The following is an 18,739-nucleotide window of genomic DNA, read 5'->3' as shown; positions in this document are numbered from 1 at the left end:
ACTGGTCGCCGTGGACCTGCCGATCAACCCTCCGGTCGAGCCGATGCTGGCCAAGAGCGTCGCCAAGCTGCCCACCACGCCCGGTGTGACGTACGAGCCCAAGTGGGACGGGTTCCGGTGCATCGTGTTCCGCGACGGCGACGAGGTGGAGCTGGCCAGCCGGGGCGGTAAGTCGATGACCCGCTACTTCCCCGAGGTGGTCGAGCAGGCCCGCCGGCAACTGCCCGAGCGGTGCGCGGTCGACGGCGAGCTGATCGTGATCCGGCGGGACGGGCCGTCCGGCCAGCCGAGGCTGGATTTCGAGCTGCTGGCCCAGCGCATCCACCCGGCGGCGTCGCGGGTGAAGATGCTGGCCGAGACCACGCCCGCCGACTTCGTCGCCTTCGATCTGCTGGCCGTCGGTGACGAGGCGTTGCTCGACCAGCCGTACCCGCGCCGCCGGGAGCGGCTGGTCCAGGCGCTGGCCGACGTCCGCCCGCCGGTGCACGTCACCCAGGTCACCACCGACCCGGAGACCGCGCGCCGCTGGTTCGACGTCTTCGAGGGCGCGGGGCTGGACGGGCTGATCGTCAAGCCGGCCGACCTGCCGTACGAGCCGGGCAAGCGGTTGATGTTCAAGGTCAAGCACGCCCGCACCGCCGACGCGGTGGTGGCCGGCTTCCGCTGGCACAAGTCCGGCCCGGTGGTCGGCTCGCTGCTGCTCGGCCTGTACGACGACGAGGGCGTCCTGCACCACGTCGGGGTGAGCGCGTCGTTCAGCATGGCCCGCCGTGCCGAGTTGCTCGACGAGCTGGCTCCCTACCGGGACACCGGCGGCGAGCACCCGTGGGTGCACGGCGACCACGAACGCGGTCAGCGCATCCCGGGCGGGGTGAGCCGGTGGACCGGCACCAAAAACTTGGAGTGGGAGCCGCTGCGTCCGGAGCTGGTCGTCGAGGTGGGCTACGACGCGATGGAGGGCGACCGCTTCCGGCACACCGCCCAGTTCGTCCGGTGGCGACCCGACCGCGATCCCCGCTCCTGCCGCTACGACCAGCTGGACCGCCCGATCCGCTTCGACGTGGACCAGGTGCTGCGCGGCGATCCGACGGTCACCCTCGATCGGGCCGCCACCGGTCCGGCGTAGCCTGGCCGTCGACCCGACTCCGGAGGATCACGTGAGCCGCACCGCCGACCACCCTCGGATGGCACCCGGTCGCCGGGTCCGTCGCAGCCTCGTCGCCTTTGCCGTGGCGGCCCTGCTCACCACCGGCTGCACGCTGCCGGCGTTCGCGCCGCGTACCGAGGTGCAGGGTGAGGCGGCCCCGGCCGGCTCGTCGGCCACCTGGCGGCCCTGCCCGGAGGTGGCCGAGGATCTGGTGGGGCGGGGCGCACCGGACATGCGCTACGAGTGCGCGCGGATCGCCGTGCCTCGGGACTGGGGCACCGGCGGCGGCGCCACCGCCGGGCCGGGCGCCGGGCAGACCTTCGAGATCGCCCTGCTGCGGGCCCGGTCGACCCAGCAGCACGACCGCATCGGCTCGCTGGTGGTCAACCCCGGCGGCCCGGGAGGCTCCGGTGTGGACACGGCCGTCTATCTCTCGTTCGGCACCCAGTTCGGTGGGCTGCCCACCTCGGTCACCGAGCGCTTCGACATCGTCGGCTTCGACCCACGCGGCGTGTCCCGGTCCAGTCCGGTCAAGTGCATCTCCGACGCCGACCTGGACGCGAGCTTCGGCTACGACCCGGACCCGCAGAGCCAGGCGTCGTTCGACGGCTTCGCCGGGTTGAGTCAGCGGATCGGGCGTGGTTGCGGGGACCGCTACGGCGACCAGTTGCCTCTGTACGGCAGCGAGCAGGCCGCCCGGGACATGGACGCGGTCCGCGCCGCCGTCGGCGACGACAAGCTGACCTACCTGGGTTACTCCTACGGCACGCTGCTCGGCGCCATCTACGCCCAGCTCTACCCGCAGCGGGTACGCGCGTTGGTGCTCGACGGCGCCGTCGACCCTCAGCAGCGGTTGGTCGCCGGGTCGGAGAGTCAGGCCCGCGGATTCGAGCGCGCGTTCGACAACTTCACCCGCTGGTGCGCCGCCAACGCCGCGCGCTGCCCGATCGCCCCGGACGCCCGGGCCGCCGTGACCTCGGCGATCGAGAAGGCCAAGGTCTCCCCCGTGCGGGGCGACGACGGGCGGGAGGCCACGGCGGGCTGGGTCTTCTACGCCGTCATCTCGTCCCTGTACACGGAGTCCGGCTGGCAGGAGTTGGCGCGGGCCATCGACCGGCTGGCCGAGGGCGACCCGAAGGACGTGTTCCGGCTCGCCGACTCGTACGCCGGGCGGGAGAGCGACGGGCACTACTCGAACCTGTTCGACGCCAACCTCGCCATCAACTGCGCCGACGAGACCGAGAAGCCGAGCCGCGAGCAGATCCGCCAGTTGCAGTCGCAGTGGCGCGCGAAGTACCCGCTGTTCGGCCCGGCGCTCGCCGTCGGCATGCTGAGCTGCGTCGAGTGGCCGGGCGGCCGGGACGCGTACCCGACCGGCCGGGCGAACGGCGCGCCACCCGTCGTGGTGGTCGGCACGACCGGCGACCCGGCGACGCCGTACGAGCAGACCGGCCGTCTCGCCTCGATGCTGGGCGTGGGCCGGGTGCTGACGTGGGAGGGCGAGGGGCACACCGCCTACCCGCAGACCTCCTGCATCACCCGGGCCGTGGACGCCTACCTGCTCGACCTCACCGTGCCCGCCGAGGGGTTGCGCTGCCCGGCAAAGTGACGTTGTGCCAGGCTGACCGACATGAGCGACATGATCTTCCGGGAGGCGGTCCGCGCGGACCTGCCCGACGTCATCGCCCTGCTCGCCGACGACGTCCTGGGCAGGGCCCGTGACTTCACCCAGGTCGACGAGGCGTACGAACGGGCGTTCGCCGACATCACCGCCGACCCGCGCAACGTCCTGATCGTCGCCGAGCAGGACGGCGACGTGGTCGGGTGCCTCCAGATCACCTACATCCCGGGGCTGGGCCGGCATGGCGCCGAGCGCTCCCTGATCGAGGCGGTCCGGGTGCGCTCCGACCGGCGCGGCCAGGGGCTCGGCCGACAACTGATGGTCTGGGCCATCGACCAGGCCCGGCAGCGGGGCTGCGCCCTGGTCCAGCTCACCACCGACAAGTCCCGCACCGACGCGCACCGCTTCTACCTGAGCCTCGGCTTCACGGCCAGCCACGAAGGCATGAAGCTCCCACTCTGACCGCGCCTCGCCAGGCCAGGCCAGGCCAGGCCAGGCCGCGCCGGGCCGCGCCGGGCCGGGCCGGGCCGCGCCGCGCCGCGCCGCGCCGGGCCAGAGCCACCTCGTTCGGGTCCTTTGGAGCTGATGTCGTGAACGAATCACTGCCCCGATTCGTTCACGACATCAGCTCCAAAGGACCCGTGGGGCACACCCGCGGTCGCGACAACCCGAGGTCCGCCCCGCTACCGACCCGGCCCGCCCTCACCGCCCTCACCGCTCCACCGCTCACCGCTCCACCGCCCACCGGCCCGCCGCCCACCGCTCACCGACCCGCAGCGCACCGCCCACCGGCCCGCCGCCCACCGCTCACCGCTCACCGCTCACCGACCCGCAGCGCACCGCCCACCGGCCCGCCGCGCACCGGCCCGCCGCCCGCCGCGCACCGCCCGCCGGCCAACGCCCGCCGGCCACCAACACAGACGGCGGGCGCTGGTCAGCCGTCGACGAGGCGGCCGTCGCGCAGGACCAGGACCCGGTCGGCGAGGTCGATCAGGGCCGGGTCGTGCGTGGCGACCAGGGCCGTCATGCCCCGGGCATGCACCACCGCGCGGAGCAGGTCCATGATGGACCGCCCGGTCTCCGAGTCGAGCTGGCCGGTGGGCTCGTCGGCGATGAGCAGGTCCGGCTCGTTGGCGAGCGCCCGGGCCACGGCGACGCGCTGTTGCTGGCCGCCGGAGAGCTCGTACGGGCGCTGGGCCGCGTGCGCGCCCAGGCCCACCAGCTCCAGCAGCACCGCGACGCGTTCCTCCCGCTCGGCGGCCGGCACCTGCGCCAACCGCAACGGCACACCGACGTTCTCGGCGGCGGAGAGGATCGGCACCAGCCCGAAGGTCTGGAACACGAACCCGACCGTGCCCCGGCGCAGCCGCAGCAGCTCGGCCTCCCCGGCCGAGGTCACGTCGTGCCCGGCCACCACCACCTGGCCGCTGTCCGGCCGGTCCAGCCCGCCGACGAGGTTTAACAACGTCGTCTTGCCGGCGCCGGAGCGACCCCGGACGGCGACCAGCTCGCCGCGGTTGGCGGTGAACGAGACGTCCCGCACCGCGTGCACGGCGTGCTCACCACGGCCGAAGGTACGGCTCACCCCGCTGACCCGGACCACCTCGGCGGGCGGAACACCCGGTCCGCCGACAGTCGAGGCCGCTCCCGCGACCACCATGTCCTTGGCGTTCACGCCCGTGCCTCCCGCTCGTCCGAGACCCGGTCACCGGGCCGTACCTGCACATGGTCGGGCTCCAGATCGAGCCGGACCCGCTCCTTCAGCGACAGCGCGTCGACGAACGCGGCCGGTAGCTGCATCCGACCGTTGCGGTCCAGCACCGCGTACTCCTCGCTGACCAGCTCGGTGTTGCCGTCCGCGCCGACGCGCGCGGTCCGGCGTACCTCGGAGGCGGTCCGACCGTCGCGAATCGCGACGGTCCGACGGACCTGGGTGGCGACGGCATGGTCGTGGGTCACGACCACGATGGTCACGCCCAACTCGGCGTTGATGGTGCGCAGCGCGCCGAAGACCTCCGCACCGGTGGCCTCGTCCAGCTCACCGGTCGGCTCGTCGGCGAAGAGCACCTCGGGGTCGTTGGACACAGCCACGGCCACCGCCACCCGCTGCTGCTCGCCGCCGCTGAGCTGACCGGGCCGCCGCTCCGCGCCGTAGCCCACGCCGACCAGGTCGAGCAGTTCCCGGGCCCGCTCGCGGCGGGCCCGCCGGGAGAGCTTGCCCGCCAACTGCATCGGCAGTTCGACGTTCTCCAGTGCGCTGAGGTACGGGAGCAGGTTACGGCCGGTCTGCTGCCAGACGAACCCGACCAGCTGCCGTCGGTAGCTCAGCCGACGCTTCGCGGAGAGCGAGAGCAGGTCGTAGTCGGCCACCCGGGCGATGCCGGCGGTCGGCGTGTCGAGGCCGGAGAGGATGTTGAGCAGGGTCGACTTGCCCGATCCGGACGCGCCGACGATCGCCACCAGCTCGCCCCGGTCGATGACCAGGTCAAGCCCCTGGAGGGCGACGACCTCCACCCCCTCGGTCTTGAAGATGCGCACCAGTCCGTCACAGACGATGTGGCCGCGCAGGCGGTCCTGCCCGCCGGCCCGCTCGGCGGCCCGTTGCGCGGCCCGCTGCTGCAGGGAAGCCAGATCGGGCACCAGGGCACTCTGGGCGGTAGCGGTCATCTCAGCTCTCCTCTCCGAGCCGGAGCACCTCACCGAGGCGCAGCCGGCGGTTGTTCAGGGCCTCGACGGCGACCGCGAAGCCAAGGGCGATCGCGCCGAGCGCGACCACCGCGACGACCAGCCCGGGTTCGAACGCCACCCGGACCGGCACTCCGCCGGTGAACGCGGACAGGCCGAGCACCGGATTGAGCACCAGGGGGAGCACCGCGCCGACAAGCGCTCCGGTCAGCACCGACACCCCGACCAGCGGGGTCAGCTCGACGAGCAGCAGCCCTCGCCACTGCCCGCGGGACAGGCCCAGGGTGCGTAGCCGGGACAGCACCTGCCCCCGGGCCCGCGCTCCGGCCAGCACGGTGAACGCGATGGCCAGCAGGCCGAGGACCGTGCCGCCGGCGGCGCCGGCCACGAACCCGAAGGCCAGGACGCCGTTCGCGCCGCCGTCACCGAGCTGGTGTCGTACGCCCGCCCGGGTGTCGACGGTGACCCCGAGCGGCCGTTCCCGGCCGGTGACCGCTCCCTGCTGCTGGAAGCGCAGCTGACCCTGGTCACCGGCCTGCCGTAGCGCGTCCGGGTCGAGCCGGTCGCCGGCGACGAGCAGGCTGCTCGGCGCCGGTGTGGTGGCCCTCGGCGGCAGCGCCTGCCAGGGCAGGATCACGAACCGGCCGGTGCTCTCCGGAAGCAGGGGGAAGCCGTCCTGCGCGCCGGCCACCCGGAACTCGTACCGCTGGCCCTGCACCGCGACGAACGCCGAGTCCCGCAGCCCCGCCCGCGCCAGGTCGGCGGCGACGGCCGGCGACACGATCGCGGGCAGCGCCCCCGCTCCGGCGCGGGCGGTGCGCAGCGGCTCCGGCACCCGCACGTCCACCCCGGACTCGTCGGTCACCTTGGCCAGACCGGGGCCGTCGACGAGCAGCACGGTGGTCTGGCCGATCCGCGCGTCGGTGCCGAACTCGTCGGTCGCCAACCGCTGGTCCCGCTCGGTCAGCACCGGCGTGGCGGCCCGGACGCCGGGCAGACCGTCCAGCGCCTCGACCGTGTCCGGGGCGAAGCGTTCCCCCCGGATCAGCGCGTCGGCGGGAACGACCTGTTCGGCGGCCCGGCCCCGGCTCGCGTCGACGCCGGCGGCGACGACCGCGCAGAAGGCCGCCGTGCCGATCGCCAGCACCACGACGACCAGCGGCGCGGCGACCGTCGAGCGACCGGCCCGCGCGGTGCCGAGGAAGGTCACGCTGCCGCGGGTCCGCGCGGCGAGCCGGCTCACGAGCAGCAACGGCCACGGGTACGCCCGCAGCGCGAGCACCGCCGCGGCGACCGCGAGCAGCACCGGTACCGAGACGAGCAGCGGGTCGACCTCGCCGAGGGTGAGTCCGCGCCGGCGCAGCAGCACGGCGCCGAGCACGGCCAGCAGCAGGAGGAAGACCTCGACGGTCAGCCGACGGGTCGACGGACGTATCCGGATCAGGTCGCGGCGGGTCGCGCCGACGCCCTGCACCGCCAGCGTCGCCAGCGGTAGCGCGAGGGTGACCAGTACGGTCGCCGCGGCGGCGTACGGCGCGGTCGGGTCGGGCGTACCAGGGAACAGGGTGCCCAGCCACCAGCCCAGCGCCGCCGCGACCGGCACCACCAGCAGTGACTCGGCGAGGCTGCGGCGCGCGCCGGCGGTGGCCGCGCCGCCACGTGCCCGGATGAGCGCGAACTCCGAGCGGCGTCGGCGGGTGGACAGGGTCGCCGCGAGCACGATCAGCCCGGCCAGGGTGGCCAGGACGCCCGCCCCGACCACGGCGAGCAGGGTCCGAGCGGAGTTCACCTGGGCGGCGAACGCGCGCAGCGGGATGTCGACGGCCTGGGTCAGCGTGAGACCGGGCGGAACGTGGCGCTGCACCTGTTGCAGGCTGTCGATCGTCTGGTCGAGCTGGCGCGCGTCGATCCGGTCCACGCCGAGCCGGTAACGCCACTGCGTGCGTACCGGCCAGCCGCTCGCGGCCAGCTTGTCGAGGACCACCGGTGCGACCACGGCGACGCCGATGAAGGGCTCGCCGTCGCCCTCCGGTTCGATGACCTGTAGCACCTGCGGCAACCCACCCCAGGCGCCGTCCGCGCGGTCGACGGGTCGGAACAGCCCGACCACCACCATGGGTGTCGGTTTGACGGCGGCGTCGCCCGGCTGAGCCCGGTCGAGCCGGCTACCGACCCGCAGGTTCAGCTTGCGCGCCACGTCGGCGTCGAGGGCCAGCTCGATGGGCCGGCCGACGACGAAGGTCTCGTTCGGCCAGGCGCCCTGGACGAGCGTGCTCTCCTCCTGGACGCCGGGCATGGCGCGCAGACCGAGGTGGACCAGCAGATTCCGGGCCTTCAGATCGGGACCGACCACCCGGTTCGGCGTGGTGTCCACGCTGAACCAGCGCTCGGTGACGGCGGAGCGGATCCGCGGTGGCATCTCCTCGACCAGGCTGTCGAACTGCTCCCGAGCGCCGGGCATGACCGGCGCCGCGGCGGTGTCGACCTCCCCGGTGGAGTAGTTGAGATCCCGGCGGTCCGCCGGCTCACTGTTGAGCTGTGCCCGCAGGCCCTCCTCGCCGAGCCGGTTGACCAGTCGGGGCACCCCGCTGACCAGCAGGGTGACCACCAGGGTCAGCACCGCCAGAAGTAGGAACTGCCCGCCGTACGCCCGGACCCGGCGGGCGGCCGCGCCGACGCTCATCGTTCTCCCCCGATTCGCAGCTGCACCGCCGCCACCCGCTGCCGGATGCCGGTGGCGATGAACGCGCTGAAGGCGAGCGCCGCCAGCAGCAGGCCGACCGCGGTCACGCCGATGGGCACCCACGGCAGCGCGAACGCCGCCGGAGGTACCGGCCGGCCGGCGGCCGGAGTGAGAATGACCAGCGGAGCCATGGTGGCCCCGACCACGGCACCGAGCAGCAGCCCGACGCCGACGCCGATGCCGGCCAGGAAGGTCTGCTCGGCCAGCAACGCCCGGGCCAGCAGCCGGGGCGTCGCGCCGAGGGTGTTCAGCACGGCGAACTCGCTCACCCGACGTCGTGCGGTGGCCCACACGTCGACCATGAGGCCGACCAGGGCGAGCAGGACCGCGCCGAGCGCGGCGGCGAGCATCCCGGTGCGCGACCCCCGCCAGTACGGGTCGTCGGCGGCGGCCTCGATCTCGGCACGCCGGTCGAGGACGGTGACGCCGGCCAGGTCACCGGCGGCGCGGGTGGCGGCGGCCGGGTCGTCGGCGCCGATCCACCACTCGGGTACGCCCCGGATGGTCCCGCCGGCGCGGATCAGCGCGTCGACCGCCGTGGGCAGGTCGAGCAGGATGCCCTCGCCGGTGGTGGTCGGTACGGAGTCCAGCTCACCGATCAGCCGGGCCGGTACGGACGCGCCGGAGAGGGCCAGGGTGAGGGTGTCACCGGTGTGCAGGCTCAGCGCGTCGCGTACCGCCGGCGTCATCAGGACCGGAACGGGTGTGATCTGCCCGGCGGGCACGATGGCGAACCGGGTGGGCGGCTGGTACGCGTACTGCCCACCGGGGATCACCTGCACCGGGAAGCTGGCGGCCACACCCCGCTCGTTCGACTGCGCCGGGCTGGCCGGCTGACCGCCGGCCGTGGTGGTCCAACCCCCGGTCACCTGGGCGGGCCGCTTGGCGCCGTCCGCGCCGATCAGCGTCAGCCCGTCCACCTGGAGCCGGTACGCGTTCCCGGCCGCCGCCCCGCCGTCGGCCTCGAAGCCGGCGAGTCGCAGTCGCGCGTCCCCCACGTCGGGTAGTCGCACGGTGAACGACGCGGGCCGCCCATCGCTGGTGGCGCTGACCGCCGGCAGCCGGAAGGCCGAGCCGTCGCTGCTGGTGACCAGCAACGCCACGGCGACCTCCAGCGGGCGGACGGCCTGCTCGACGGGGGTGCGGGCGGTACCGGTGATCGCCCGGGTGCCGGCGGGCAGTTCGATACCGGTGGGCGCGCCCCGGGCCGCGACCATCCGCTGGTACTGCGTCGACACCGGATCGTCGCTCAGCCGGTCGGCGAGCCGGACGACGCCCTCCGCACCGGCGGAGTCGAAGCCGATCACGGTGACGGGCAGGTCCCCGCGGCCGACCCGCACCTCGTCGCGCCACACCGGTAGCGCCCGGCGCACGCCCGGCATCGCGGCGAGCTCGCCGGCCCGGGTCACCGGGGCGACGCCGCCGCGCTCGGTCACCCGCAGGTCCGCGCCGACCGTGTGGCCGGCCTGCTCGACCTGGGACCGTTCCCCGGTGCTGACCAGGGACCAGGCGAGCGTGCTGCCGCCGACGGCGAGGGCGAGCAGCAGCACCGGCCCGGCGTGCGGACGGCGGCCGGCCTGCCACATGCCGAGCATGGTGGCGGTCCACGGTCGCCGGTCGACGAACCGCTCGGCGAACCGGGTGAGCGGCGGGAGCACCCGCAGCGCCAGCACGGCCCCGGCCAGCACTCCCAGCGTCGGGGCGGCGACCAGCAGCGGGTCCAGTCCGAGTCGGCCGTTCGAGCCGGCGAGCGGTGAGGCGTACCGGCGGAGCTGCACCCAGGCGAGCACGGCGAGGGCGACGAGCACCAGATCGACGCTCGCGCGCTGGATGCTCGCCGACCGGTTCGGCCGGGACCGGGCGGCCATGTCGGCGACGTACGTGCCGGAGCCCCGCAGCGTGGGCGCGACCATGGCGACCAGGCAGCCGGCCGCCGTCGCGGCGGCCGCGGCCCAGATCAGGGTGGTGTTACCGCCGGCGGTGGACAGTTCCGCCGCGCCGCCGGGCCGGACGAACCGTAGTGCCTCTGCGGCGATCACCGGCCCGAGCAGGGCGGCCGGCGCCACCACCAGGGTCGCCTCCCGGGCGGCGAGGCCGGCCAGTTGGCGGCGGGCGGCGCCCCGGGCGCGCAGCAGCGCGGTCTGCGCCCGACGGTCCTCGTGCAGGAGCGCGGCGACCAGCACCAACGCGTAGCCGCCGAGCACCAGGATGAGCAGCAGCGGGGTGGCCAGCGCGGAGCGGCCCACCAGGTCGGCCCGGGCGATCCGGTCCAGCAGTTGGTCGATCTTCGTCGAGGCCTGCCCCGAGGAGCCGAGCTCGGCGGCCTCGGGCACCGCGACGGCGGCTGCGCTCACCGCGGCCCGTACGGCGGGCAGGTCGGCCGCGTCGACGCCGCCGAGGTCCGGTTCGGCCAGCCAGGACGCCGTCACCGAGCCCGGAAAGAGGGCCGTGAAGTCGGCCGGGTCCAGCGCGAACGGCCCGTAGGAGGTGCCCGACCCGACGCTGCCCGTACCCACGCCGGGAGCCAGCAGCCAGTACGCCCCGGTCGGGTCGCGGGGCCGCCACGTGCCGGCGAGCACCACCGCGCTGGCCTTCTCGGTGGCGCGGTCCCGCAGCGGGATCCGCTCGCCGACGGTCAGGCCGAGCGCCGTGGCGACCCGCTCCGGCAGGCTCACCTGGGTCGGCGTCGTTCCGGGGCGGGGCCAGGCTCCGTTTGTCAGCTCGGCGTGCGCGGTCAGGCCATCGAGGGCGGCCAGGTTGGCGAAGATGGGTTCGGTGCCTTTGCGCGGCACCGAGCCGAGATCGCCGGTCAGTTCCCGGCCGGTGCCGTACCGCGCCGTGGAGACGGTGACCGGGACCGCGGCGAGCCCGTCGGCGAACTGCGCCCGCGCCGCAGCGTCACGCTTGGCGAACTCGGCGGCGTCGCGGCCACCGGACCCGGTGACCAACAGGCCGCGTTCCTCGACCGGCGACGCCGCGACCAGCGCGCGCTGTCCGGCGTCCACCGCGCGCCGGTTGTAGTCCGACAGACCGGTGACCAACGCTACGGCGACCAGGGCGGCGAGCACCGCGGCAATCAGCAGTCCCCGTGCCTCGCGGGCCCGCCTCCACACCAGCTTCATCCGACGCCTCCCCTGGCCCTGGCGGGCCGACGACCTTCAAGACAGGTCACCTACGGGGAAAGGTTCGCGCCCGTTACATGATCGTTATTACGGGTGCGGCCGACGGCGTCACGCGCCGCGTCGGGCCGCCCGTACGGCGAAGGCGATCGCGCCCACGACGAGCAGCGCGCCGATGAGCTGGAGGCCCGGCGAGTCGTCGGCCCCTCCGTACACGACGGCGGCGACGCCGAGGGCGACGGCCGCGATGGCGACGACGTACCTCATGTGGTCTCCTCCTCGACCCATTCGAGCAGGTCTCCGGGCTGGCATTCGAGCACCCGGCACATCGCTTCGAGGGTGCTGAAGCGGACGGCCTTGGCGCGGCCGTTCTTGAGCACCGCCACGTTCGCCGGGGTGAGCCCGACGCGCTCGGCGAACTCGCCGACGCTCATCTTGCGCTTGGCCAACTCGACGTCGATCCGGACGACGATGGGCATCAGATCACCGCCTCCATGTCGGTCCGCAGCGTGGTGGCCTGCCGCAGCAGGGCACGCATGACCACCATGAGCAGCCCCAGCACGGTGACACCCACCGTCAGCAGGAACAGCAGGAGCGGCAGCCCGGGGTCGTTCGCGTTGAACCCCACGTAGAGGAAGACGCCCACCAGCACCACCCAGGCGGCGGCGATGGCCCAGACGATGGCGTCCACCCACTTCAGCGACGCCTCGGTGAAGATGCGGTCGTTCTTGACCAGGCTGAGCAGCTGCCACGTCGCGACGATCACCACCTGGACGCAGAGCACCCAGAAGACCGTCACGATCGTCGCCGGCCAGCGGAGGTACGCATCCTCCGGCGACTCCTGCGCCATGTGCGCGAACTGCCCCGGCAGCGACAGGGTCTGGAAGAGGACCAGGATCCCGAACAGCACCACGAGGAACACTCGGAGAGCGGACACCGCTCGACGTTCAACAAACATGCATCGAGTCTCGCTCGTTACCTATCGAAAGTCAATCGGTACGGGCGATCGGCGTCGTGTCGGGCAGCGCGGGTCACTTCGGGGTGAGGAGACAGAACTCGTTGCCCTCCGGATCGGCGAAGACCTTCCACGGGATGGTGCTGTCACCCAGATCGACGTCGGTGGCGCCGAGGGCGCGCAGTCGCGCTGCCTCGGCCTCCAGGTCGTCATCCGGGTACGGGCGCACGTCGAGATGGACGCGGTTCCACCCGGTCTTCACGTCGGGCGTACGCAGGAACTGCAGGTACGGGCCCACGCCCCGGGACGAGCGCAGGACCGCGCTGTCGTCGCCCACCCGGTGCACGGTCCAGTCCGTCGCCTCGCCCCAGAAACGGGCCATGGCCCTCGGGTCGGCGCAGTCGACCACCACCGAGGCGATCGGGCCGGTGTCCTGGTCCGGGTCGTGCCAGTCCAGCACGCAGAACTCGTTGCCCTCCGGGTCGGCCAGGACGGTCCACGGCAGGTCCCCCTGGCCCACGTCGGCGGGCGTCGCGCCAAGATCCCGAAGGCGCGCGACGACCTCGGCCTTGTGCGCCGCCGAGGTGGTGGCCAGGTCGACGTGTACGCGGTTCTTGACGGTCTTGGGCTCGTCGGTCACGACGACGTCGATGCAGACGGCGACCGGATCGGGATAGACGAAGCCCTTCGGTTCGAGGTTGACCACGCCGGGCCCCTCCCTGGACATCTCCCAGCCGAGCACCTCGGCCCAGAACGCGCCGAGCGCCGCCTCGTCCCGAGCCTTCATGTTGATCTGCACAAGTCGCGTTGCCATGGCGGCGATGCTATCGATGATCGCCCGCGCTACGCGGTCCTGTTCAGGTAGGCCGTCGCCAACTGGCGCAGGCGCGTCCGGTCGAAGCTGTCCCCGTGACCGGGGTGAACGACGGCCACGTCGAGGTCGGCAAGGAACTCCATGCTCCGCCGGTAGGCCGCCACGTCGGAGTTCGGCAGGTTGTCGATCAACGCGCCCTCGTAGACGACGTCGCCGGAGTAGAGGGTGCCGGTGCGCTCCTCCAACAGGGCGATGCTGCCCGGCGTGTGACCGGGGAGGTGCAGCACCGTCAACTCTCGCCCACCCAGGTCGACCCGGTCACCGTCGTCGAGCACACGGCTCAGGGCCAGGGGTTCGATACGGTAGGCCGTCGGGTCGTAGCCCGGGTCCGGCAGGACGTCGATCAGGAGGTCCGGGACCGGCTCACCCGCCGCGTCGATGCCGAGTTTGTCGTAGAGCTCCGCGCCGTACAGGCTCGCCGGCACACCCACCGCCAGCACCTCCGCCTCGGCGGAATGGGCCGCCCGGTCGGCGAACTCGGACGCCCCACCGACGTGGTCGAGGTGCGCGTGGGTGAGCAGGACCAGCGGGTCGCGCGCGAACATGCCCGGAACCGCCGGTCGCAGGGCGACGACGCCGAGCCCCGCGTCGATCACGATGTCGCGGTCGGTGCCGCGCAACCACCAGAGGTTCGCCGACAGGAGTTCGTTGACGTGTGGCTCCGCGACGCGGATGACGCCCGGGCCCACCTCGACCTGCGTGAACCAGTCGACCATGGGCGTCAGTCTGCCAGCGGTGCCGGTTCCACGCCGTCCCGGTTGGAGGACCGCACCGGTCACGCGCCGGAGGCCCGACCCGGGTTGTTCATCTGGCGACGGAACGCGAGGTACGCGGTCAGATTCGCCAGCAGCATCACCACGCCGATCGCCGAGGCCAGGAGCCCGACGTCGAGGCTCGGCAGCGCCACGAAGGTCAGTGCGGCGAGCACGATGGCGAAGATGTTGAGAAAAGTGAAGGCCAGCACCAGTTCGTTGAGCAGGCGCGACCGCCGGTCCTGGAGGCGACCGACAAGTTGCTGGTGGAGCGTGCGGACGAAGTCGAGCCGCTCGTCGAGCGTGGTGAGCACGAGCCGGAACTTCCACTGCTGTTCCAGCGCGTTCCACACGGTGCCGCCGGCCGCGTCGAGGTGCGCCTCGACCGACGAATAGCCGAGCCGGAAGAGGCGGATCCGGTGATAGCCACTGAGAATGCGCTTGGCCTGGTCTTCGAGAGCAGTCATCGACAGACCGCCACGCCCCGGGTCGATCTGGGACAACTCCGCCGAGAGCACCGCGTCGTAGCGCAGGGCCGCAGCCCAGCAGACGTGGTGCACCCCGGTCAGCCGCGCCAACAGCAGAGCCGGGCGCGAACCGAAGTCACTGACCACCGCCGTGGTGTGCGTGCCGACCCGCAACACGCCATCGGACATGCCGTCGGGTGTGCAGTCCACACCGTCCGGGGTGAACCGCTGGGCGATGTCCCGTCGGCGCGCCGGATCGCAGTCCGGGTCCACCCGTACGGCGAAGGTGGTGTTGGCCCAGAGGACGAACACCTCGTCCGCGCCGTCCGGCGTCGGCAGGACAGCACGCAGGAGCCGCGTCGCCGCGGGCACCATCCGCTGCACCGGCGGGGCCACCTCGGCAACCACGTCGCCGGCGCCACCGACGATGCCGTCCGGGAGTTCGTACGTCACGCACAGCAGGCCACAGTCGACGTTCCACAGGCTGATCCGGGCCGAGACCACCTGCCACGCACCGGATTCGGTGGTGGGCATCAGCGCGGGATCGATCTCCTGCCCGGCGGCTCGCAGGATCTCCGCGCCACCGCGGATCTCCATCGTCGGCCGCGGCATGCTGCCGAGCAGCTCGTCGAGGAGCCGCTGACCGTAGGGCTGCAACGCCAGTTCGTCGAGGCCGTCGGTGACGCTCCACCCCGCGGGTACGTCACCCTCGGCGCCGGTCGGCGCGGAGAGCTGACACGGGAAGTAGGCGAGCACCCGTACCGACCTGACGTCCTTGAGCATCAGCCACCTCTCCCCCGACCAGACCTCGCAGGGTATCGACAATGTCAACTGGCTCGTCCGACGCGGGCACGCTCGGTGGCGTCGCTCGTCGGGTCGAGGTAGCGCAGCTGGTCGGAGCCGACGGTGGAGTAAGTCGCAGTCGCGAGTAGGCGTCGTGCGGGATCACAATGTCCGGTGTGGTCCCGCACGGCCTATGTCCGCCGGTGGAACTGGTTGCGGCGCGGGAGTTGGTCGGGGTCGAGCCAGGCCGGCGGCACGAACTCGGGGCGACCGTCGTCGCCCAGCCGCACGAGCCAGTCGGCCTGATGGACATGCCGGTGATGGTGGCCGCAGAGCAGGACGGCGTTGTCGAGGCTGGTCGGGCCGCCGTCGGCCCAGTGCCGGATGTGGTGGGCGGCGCACCAGCGCGGCGGCCGGTCGCAGCCCGGGAAGGCGCATCCGCCGTCGCGCAGCACAAGAGCCCGGCGCAGTGGCCCGGTGACAAGCCGGCGTTGCCGGCCGACATCGAGGACCTGGCCGTTGCCGCCGAGCACGGCCGGCAGAACGGCGGCATCGCAGGCGAGTCGGCGCACTGTGTCGGGAGTGAGCCGCAGGCCGACGTCGAGCGTGCCCGCGCCCAACTGCCGGGTCAGCCCGTCGTAGCTGGTGGTGACGACGAGCTGCGCGGGGTCGCCACCGGTCTCGGGCAGGTTGCCGGTGCGCAGCGCGAGCCGACACACGTCCGCCAGGGCGTCATGGCGGCGCTGGCCGGCGCAACGGTTGTCGTCCGGTCCGGAGGGCGCGCTGAGCGGATCGATGGCGGCGCGGAGCAGCGCGGCCGTCTCGGCGTCGAGGATGCCGCTGAGCCGAAGCCGCCCACCGGTCTGCTCGGAGACGGTGACATGCCGGTCGCGGGTCGCCCGGGCGGCCTCGGCGGCCAGGGCTGCCGCGTCGGCGGCGTCGGCAAGGTCGGGGGCGACGTGATCGAGGATCCGGGTGCCCATCCGACGCAGCAGCATCGGGTCGAACTGCCCCGCCCACTCGACGAGCACGCCGACGGCCTTGTCGGCCACCTCCGCACCCGCCACGGCCGACACCGTGGCAACCGTGTCGGCGATGACCCGGGCCTGCTCCACGCTGACCGTGCCGTCCGCCAGCGCCTCGCGCACACCGGATGGCGCGACGTCGACCGGGGCCGCGAGGGCGACCAGCCGACGCGCGGCGGCGACGTCGAGGCGCAGCCGCCCACGCAGCCACACCGCCGTCGACGACGCGCCCTGCGCGACCGCCGTGCCCCGACCGTCCAACTCGCGGATCGCCGCCAACTGCACCGCCGCCAGCCGTTGCTGCAACCGGTGCGTGGCATCGAGCGCCGCGATCAGATCGTGCTCGCTGAGGGCCCAGGCCCGAGCGTCGGCGCACGCTGCCACCGCCCGATCCGCCCGCGCCAACTCATCGATCACAGACAAACATTAGAACAGGTGTACGACAAGAACCGTCGGCGCCGAATCACCCGACTGGTCAGGGCATCAGCCGGTAGCCGCCTCCCGGAGAAACGGATCTAGGGGGTGCGCTTGGCGCGGCTGGGCTGCACGCGCTTGGGTTCGCCGGGCATCTTGGGGTGGTCCGGCGGGTACGGCAGGTCGCCCTGGCCTGCGGCGGCGTCGCGGTCGGCCCAGTCAAGCAGGGGTGTGATGTCCCACGGGGTGTCGTCGATGCCGGCGTGCGGGTCGCCGCGCTCGGCCAGTCGGGCCGGCACGGTACGCAGGTCGAAGTCGTCCGGGTCGACGTCGGGCAGCTCGTCCCAGGTCACCGGCGTGGAGACGGTGGCCCGGGCGTTGGCGCGCAGCGAGTACGCGCAGGCGATCGTGCGGTCGCGGGCCATCTGGTTGTAGTCGACGAAGACCCGGCTGCCGCGCTCCTCCTTCCACCAGGCCGTGGTCACAAGGTCGGGGTTGCGGCGTTCGACCTCCCGGGCCAGGGCGATGGTGGCGCGACGCACCTCGGTGAACGTCCAGCGGGGTTGGATGCGCAGGTAGACGTGCACGCCGCGCCCGCCGGAGGTCTTCGGCCAGCCGGTCGCGCCCAGCTCGTCGAGGAGCGCGCGCACCTCGGCGGCGGCCCGGGCCGCGTCGGCGAAGTCGGTGCCGGGCTGCGGGTCGAGGTCGATGCGCAGCTCGTCGGGGCGGTCCACGTCGGCGGCGCGTACCGGCCAGGGGTGGAACACGATCGTGCCCATCTGCGCCGCCCAGGCCACGTGCGCCAGGTCGGCCGGGCACAGCTCGGATGCGGCGCGACCGCTCGGGAAGGTGATCTCGGCGGTGGTGATCCAGGGCGGCACGCCCCTCGTGGGCACCCGCTTCTGGAAGAACGCCTCACCCTCGACGCCCTCGGGAAAGCGTTGCAGCGTGGTGGGCCGGTCCCGCAGGGCGCGCATGATCCCGTCACCGACGGCCAGGTAGTAGTGGAAGACGTCCGCCTTGGTGAAACCCCGCTGCGGGAAGATCACCCGGTCCGGGCTGCTGAGTCGTACGGTGTGCCCGGCCACCTCGACCTCGGCGACTGCCTTGGTGCCACCCATCCCGCGACCTTATGCCACGCCCCCGACGTTCGACGTACCGTTGACGGGTGAGTCTTGACGACAACAACCTGCCCAGGACCGAGGACGAGTGGCGTGTCCGCCTGAGCCCGGAGGAGTTCCACGTCCTGCGGGAGCACGGGACCGAACGCCCGTGGACCGGCGAGTACGTGGACACCAAGACGCCGGGCGTCTACCACTGCCGGGCCTGCGGTCTGGAACTCTTCTCCAGCGACACGAAGTTCGACTCGCACTGCGGGTGGCCGAGCTTCGACGACGCCATCCCCGGCCGGGTCAAGGAGATCGAGGACCGCAGCCTCGGCATGGCCCGTACGGAGATCCGCTGCGCCCGCTGCGACAGCCACCTCGGGCACGTGTTCCACGGCGAGGGTTTCACCCCGAAGGACACCCGGCACTGCGTCAACTCGATCTCGGTCCGCCTGGAGCCCCGCTGACCTGATCGTCGTACCCGCTGAGCAGTTCGACCTCGGCGGACCGGGACTGTTCGATCCGCCGGGCCAGGTCGCGGACCCGCTCGTCGCGGCCGACGCCGACCTGGGCCCGGGCCAGGTCGGCGGCGGCCCGCTGGTGGTCGGCGAGGACCTCGCGTAGCACCCGGTCGACGTCGGCGTCCGACGCGGTCCGCAGCCGGTCGAGCGCGGCGTCGTCGCCGTGTCCGGCGTGGTCGTGCCCGCCGGCGGCGCCGACGCCCGGTCCGCTCGTCGGCAGCCAACCCCGCATGGTCGACAGCTCGTCGGCCTCGGTCACCTCGATGGCGGCGGCCAGGGTGCGCAGGGCGTCGTCGCGGAGCCGGTCCCGGGCGAGCCGGACGATCTGGAGGGTGCGCTCGCTGTGCCCGGCCATCGTGCTCAGGAACACCACGTCGATGCCGCTCAGCTCGGCGGCGGCCGGTGCGGAGTCGGCCACCACCGGGGACGCGGGAACCGGTGGGCGGGTGGACGGTCCGGCGCAGCCGGCGAGCAGGGACGCGGCGACCAACCACGCCAGGTGGGATGCGCGGGGCATGCCGGGGCTC

At 73.2% G+C, this 18,739-nt stretch carries 17 protein-coding genes; 4 read left to right on the top strand and 13 right to left on the bottom strand.

From position 1 onward, the window contains the following. Positions 1 to 10 precede the first annotated feature (10 nt). From ACQPZK_RS08240 to ACQPZK_RS08230, 3 genes are read left to right on the top strand one after another with little or no spacing between them, the layout of a single operon-like run. Entirely contained in the window at positions 11 to 1,126 is a 1,116-nt protein-coding gene (locus ACQPZK_RS08240) for an ATP-dependent DNA ligase (RefSeq protein WP_433537708.1), read from the top strand. Positions 1,127 to 1,184: 58 nt separating this feature from the next. Continuing rightward, positions 1,185 to 2,756 (top strand): alpha/beta hydrolase, encoded by a 1,572-nt coding sequence (locus tag ACQPZK_RS08235; RefSeq protein WP_433539146.1) that lies wholly within the window; start codon positions 1,185 to 1,187, stop codon positions 2,754 to 2,756. A gap of 21 nt (positions 2,757 to 2,777) precedes the next feature. Then, positions 2,778 to 3,230, top strand: a complete 453-nt coding sequence (locus ACQPZK_RS08230) for an N-acetyltransferase family protein (RefSeq protein ID WP_433537707.1) — start codon at positions 2,778 to 2,780, stop codon at positions 3,228 to 3,230. Between the two features lie 472 nt (positions 3,231 to 3,702). Here ACQPZK_RS08230 and ACQPZK_RS08225 read toward each other — a convergent pair whose 3' ends face one another. The 12 genes from ACQPZK_RS08225 to ligD all read right to left on the bottom strand — a co-directional run bounded on the left by ACQPZK_RS08225 (position 3,703) and on the right by ligD (position 17,706). After that, entirely contained in the window at positions 3,703 to 4,428 is a 726-nt protein-coding gene (locus ACQPZK_RS08225) for an ABC transporter ATP-binding protein (RefSeq protein ID WP_433539145.1), read from the bottom strand. Positions 4,429 to 4,439: 11 nt separating this feature from the next. Further along, the gene (locus tag ACQPZK_RS08220; RefSeq protein ID WP_433537706.1) at positions 4,440 to 5,435 is read right to left on the bottom strand and encodes an ABC transporter ATP-binding protein; all 996 of its coding nucleotides are present in this window, start codon (positions 5,433 to 5,435) and stop codon (positions 4,440 to 4,442) included. Between the two features lies 1 nt (position 5,436). Then, positions 5,437 to 8,136: an FtsX-like permease family protein gene (locus tag ACQPZK_RS08215; protein WP_433537705.1), complete on the bottom strand. Its 2,700-nt coding sequence runs from the start codon at positions 8,134 to 8,136 to the stop codon at positions 5,437 to 5,439. Continuing rightward, positions 8,133 to 11,318, bottom strand: a complete 3,186-nt coding sequence (locus ACQPZK_RS08210; protein WP_433537704.1) for an FtsX-like permease family protein — start codon at positions 11,316 to 11,318, stop codon at positions 8,133 to 8,135. The genes ACQPZK_RS08215 and ACQPZK_RS08210 overlap by 4 nt, the downstream gene beginning before the upstream one ends. A gap of 108 nt (positions 11,319 to 11,426) precedes the next feature. Then, complete coding sequence (locus tag ACQPZK_RS08205; protein WP_421475270.1) at positions 11,427 to 11,582, bottom strand: hypothetical protein; 156 nt, start codon at positions 11,580 to 11,582, stop codon at positions 11,427 to 11,429. Next, positions 11,579 to 11,794, bottom strand: coding sequence for a helix-turn-helix domain-containing protein (locus tag ACQPZK_RS08200; RefSeq protein ID WP_433537703.1), 216 nt, complete (start codon positions 11,792 to 11,794; stop codon positions 11,579 to 11,581). The genes ACQPZK_RS08205 and ACQPZK_RS08200 overlap by 4 nt, the downstream gene beginning before the upstream one ends. Next, positions 11,794 to 12,252 (bottom strand): DUF2975 domain-containing protein, encoded by a 459-nt coding sequence (locus ACQPZK_RS08195; protein ID WP_433537702.1) that lies wholly within the window; start codon positions 12,250 to 12,252, stop codon positions 11,794 to 11,796. The genes ACQPZK_RS08200 and ACQPZK_RS08195 overlap by 1 nt, the downstream gene beginning before the upstream one ends. Positions 12,253 to 12,346: 94 nt before the next feature. Beyond that, on the bottom strand, positions 12,347 to 13,084 hold the full coding sequence (locus ACQPZK_RS08190; RefSeq protein WP_433537701.1) for a VOC family protein: 738 nt from the start codon (positions 13,082 to 13,084) through the stop codon (positions 12,347 to 12,349). Positions 13,085 to 13,113: 29 nt separating this feature from the next. Beyond that, positions 13,114 to 13,860 carry an MBL fold metallo-hydrolase gene (locus tag ACQPZK_RS08185; RefSeq protein ID WP_433537700.1) on the bottom strand — a complete coding sequence of 249 codons (747 nt, stop codon included), beginning with the start codon at positions 13,858 to 13,860 and terminating at the stop codon, positions 13,114 to 13,116. Between the two features lie 59 nt (positions 13,861 to 13,919). Next, on the bottom strand, positions 13,920 to 15,146 hold the full coding sequence (locus ACQPZK_RS08180; protein WP_433537699.1) for a hypothetical protein: 1,227 nt from the start codon (positions 15,144 to 15,146) through the stop codon (positions 13,920 to 13,922). Positions 15,147 to 15,337: 191 nt separating this feature from the next. After that, a complete protein-coding gene (locus ACQPZK_RS08175; protein ID WP_433537698.1) occupies positions 15,338 to 16,588 on the bottom strand; it encodes a DUF222 domain-containing protein in 1,251 nt (416 codons plus the stop codon). Between the two features lie 98 nt (positions 16,589 to 16,686). After that, entirely contained in the window at positions 16,687 to 17,706 is a 1,020-nt protein-coding gene (gene ligD / locus ACQPZK_RS08170) for a non-homologous end-joining DNA ligase (RefSeq protein WP_433537697.1), read from the bottom strand. Between the two features lie 47 nt (positions 17,707 to 17,753). Here ligD and msrB point away from each other — a divergent pair, with 47 nt between their 5' ends. After that, positions 17,754 to 18,158, top strand: a complete 405-nt coding sequence (gene msrB, locus ACQPZK_RS08165; protein ID WP_433537696.1) for a peptide-methionine (R)-S-oxide reductase MsrB — start codon at positions 17,754 to 17,756, stop codon at positions 18,156 to 18,158. On the opposite strand, the gene ACQPZK_RS08160 is transcribed toward msrB, so the two are convergent. Next, positions 18,124 to 18,729, bottom strand: a complete 606-nt coding sequence (locus tag ACQPZK_RS08160; RefSeq protein ID WP_433537695.1) for a DUF305 domain-containing protein — start codon at positions 18,727 to 18,729, stop codon at positions 18,124 to 18,126. The two genes, msrB and ACQPZK_RS08160, sit on opposite strands and share 35 nt — an antisense overlap. Between the last annotated feature and the right edge of the window lie 10 nt (positions 18,730 to 18,739).

It is taken from the genome of Micromonospora sp. CA-249363, from assembly GCF_050950185.1.
Classification (GTDB): Bacteria; Actinomycetota; Actinomycetes; order Mycobacteriales; family Micromonosporaceae; genus Micromonospora.
The sequence above is the reverse complement of the archived record's forward strand: the minus strand, read 5'-3'. Positions and strand labels throughout refer to the sequence as shown.

Coding starts and splice junctions, on each gene's coding strand:
- ACQPZK_RS08235 (WP_433539146.1), top strand. CDS start 1,185: ATGGCACCCGGTCGCCGGGTCCGTCGCAGCCTCGTCGCCTTTGCCGTG.
- ACQPZK_RS08230 (WP_433537707.1), top strand. CDS start 2,778: ATGAGCGACATGATCTTCCGGGAGGCGGTCCGCGCGGACCTGCCCGAC.
- ACQPZK_RS08225 (WP_433539145.1), bottom strand. CDS start 4,428: ATGGTGGTCGCGGGAGCGGCCTCGACTGTCGGCGGACCGGGTGTTCCG.
- ACQPZK_RS08220 (WP_433537706.1), bottom strand. CDS start 5,435: ATGACCGCTACCGCCCAGAGTGCCCTGGTGCCCGATCTGGCTTCCCTG.
- ACQPZK_RS08215 (WP_433537705.1), bottom strand. CDS start 8,136: ATGAGCGTCGGCGCGGCCGCCCGCCGGGTCCGGGCGTACGGCGGGCAG.
- ACQPZK_RS08210 (WP_433537704.1), bottom strand. CDS start 11,318: ATGAAGCTGGTGTGGAGGCGGGCCCGCGAGGCACGGGGACTGCTGATT.
- ACQPZK_RS08205 (WP_421475270.1), bottom strand. CDS start 11,582: ATGAGGTACGTCGTCGCCATCGCGGCCGTCGCCCTCGGCGTCGCCGCC.
- ACQPZK_RS08200 (WP_433537703.1), bottom strand. CDS start 11,794: ATGCCCATCGTCGTCCGGATCGACGTCGAGTTGGCCAAGCGCAAGATG.
- ACQPZK_RS08190 (WP_433537701.1), bottom strand. CDS start 13,084: ATGGCAACGCGACTTGTGCAGATCAACATGAAGGCTCGGGACGAGGCG.
- ACQPZK_RS08185 (WP_433537700.1), bottom strand. CDS start 13,860: ATGGTCGACTGGTTCACGCAGGTCGAGGTGGGCCCGGGCGTCATCCGC.
- ACQPZK_RS08180 (WP_433537699.1), bottom strand. CDS start 15,146: ATGCTCAAGGACGTCAGGTCGGTACGGGTGCTCGCCTACTTCCCGTGT.
- ligD (WP_433537697.1), bottom strand. CDS start 17,706: ATGGGTGGCACCAAGGCAGTCGCCGAGGTCGAGGTGGCCGGGCACACC.
- ACQPZK_RS08160 (WP_433537695.1), bottom strand. CDS start 18,729: ATGCCCCGCGCATCCCACCTGGCGTGGTTGGTCGCCGCGTCCCTGCTC.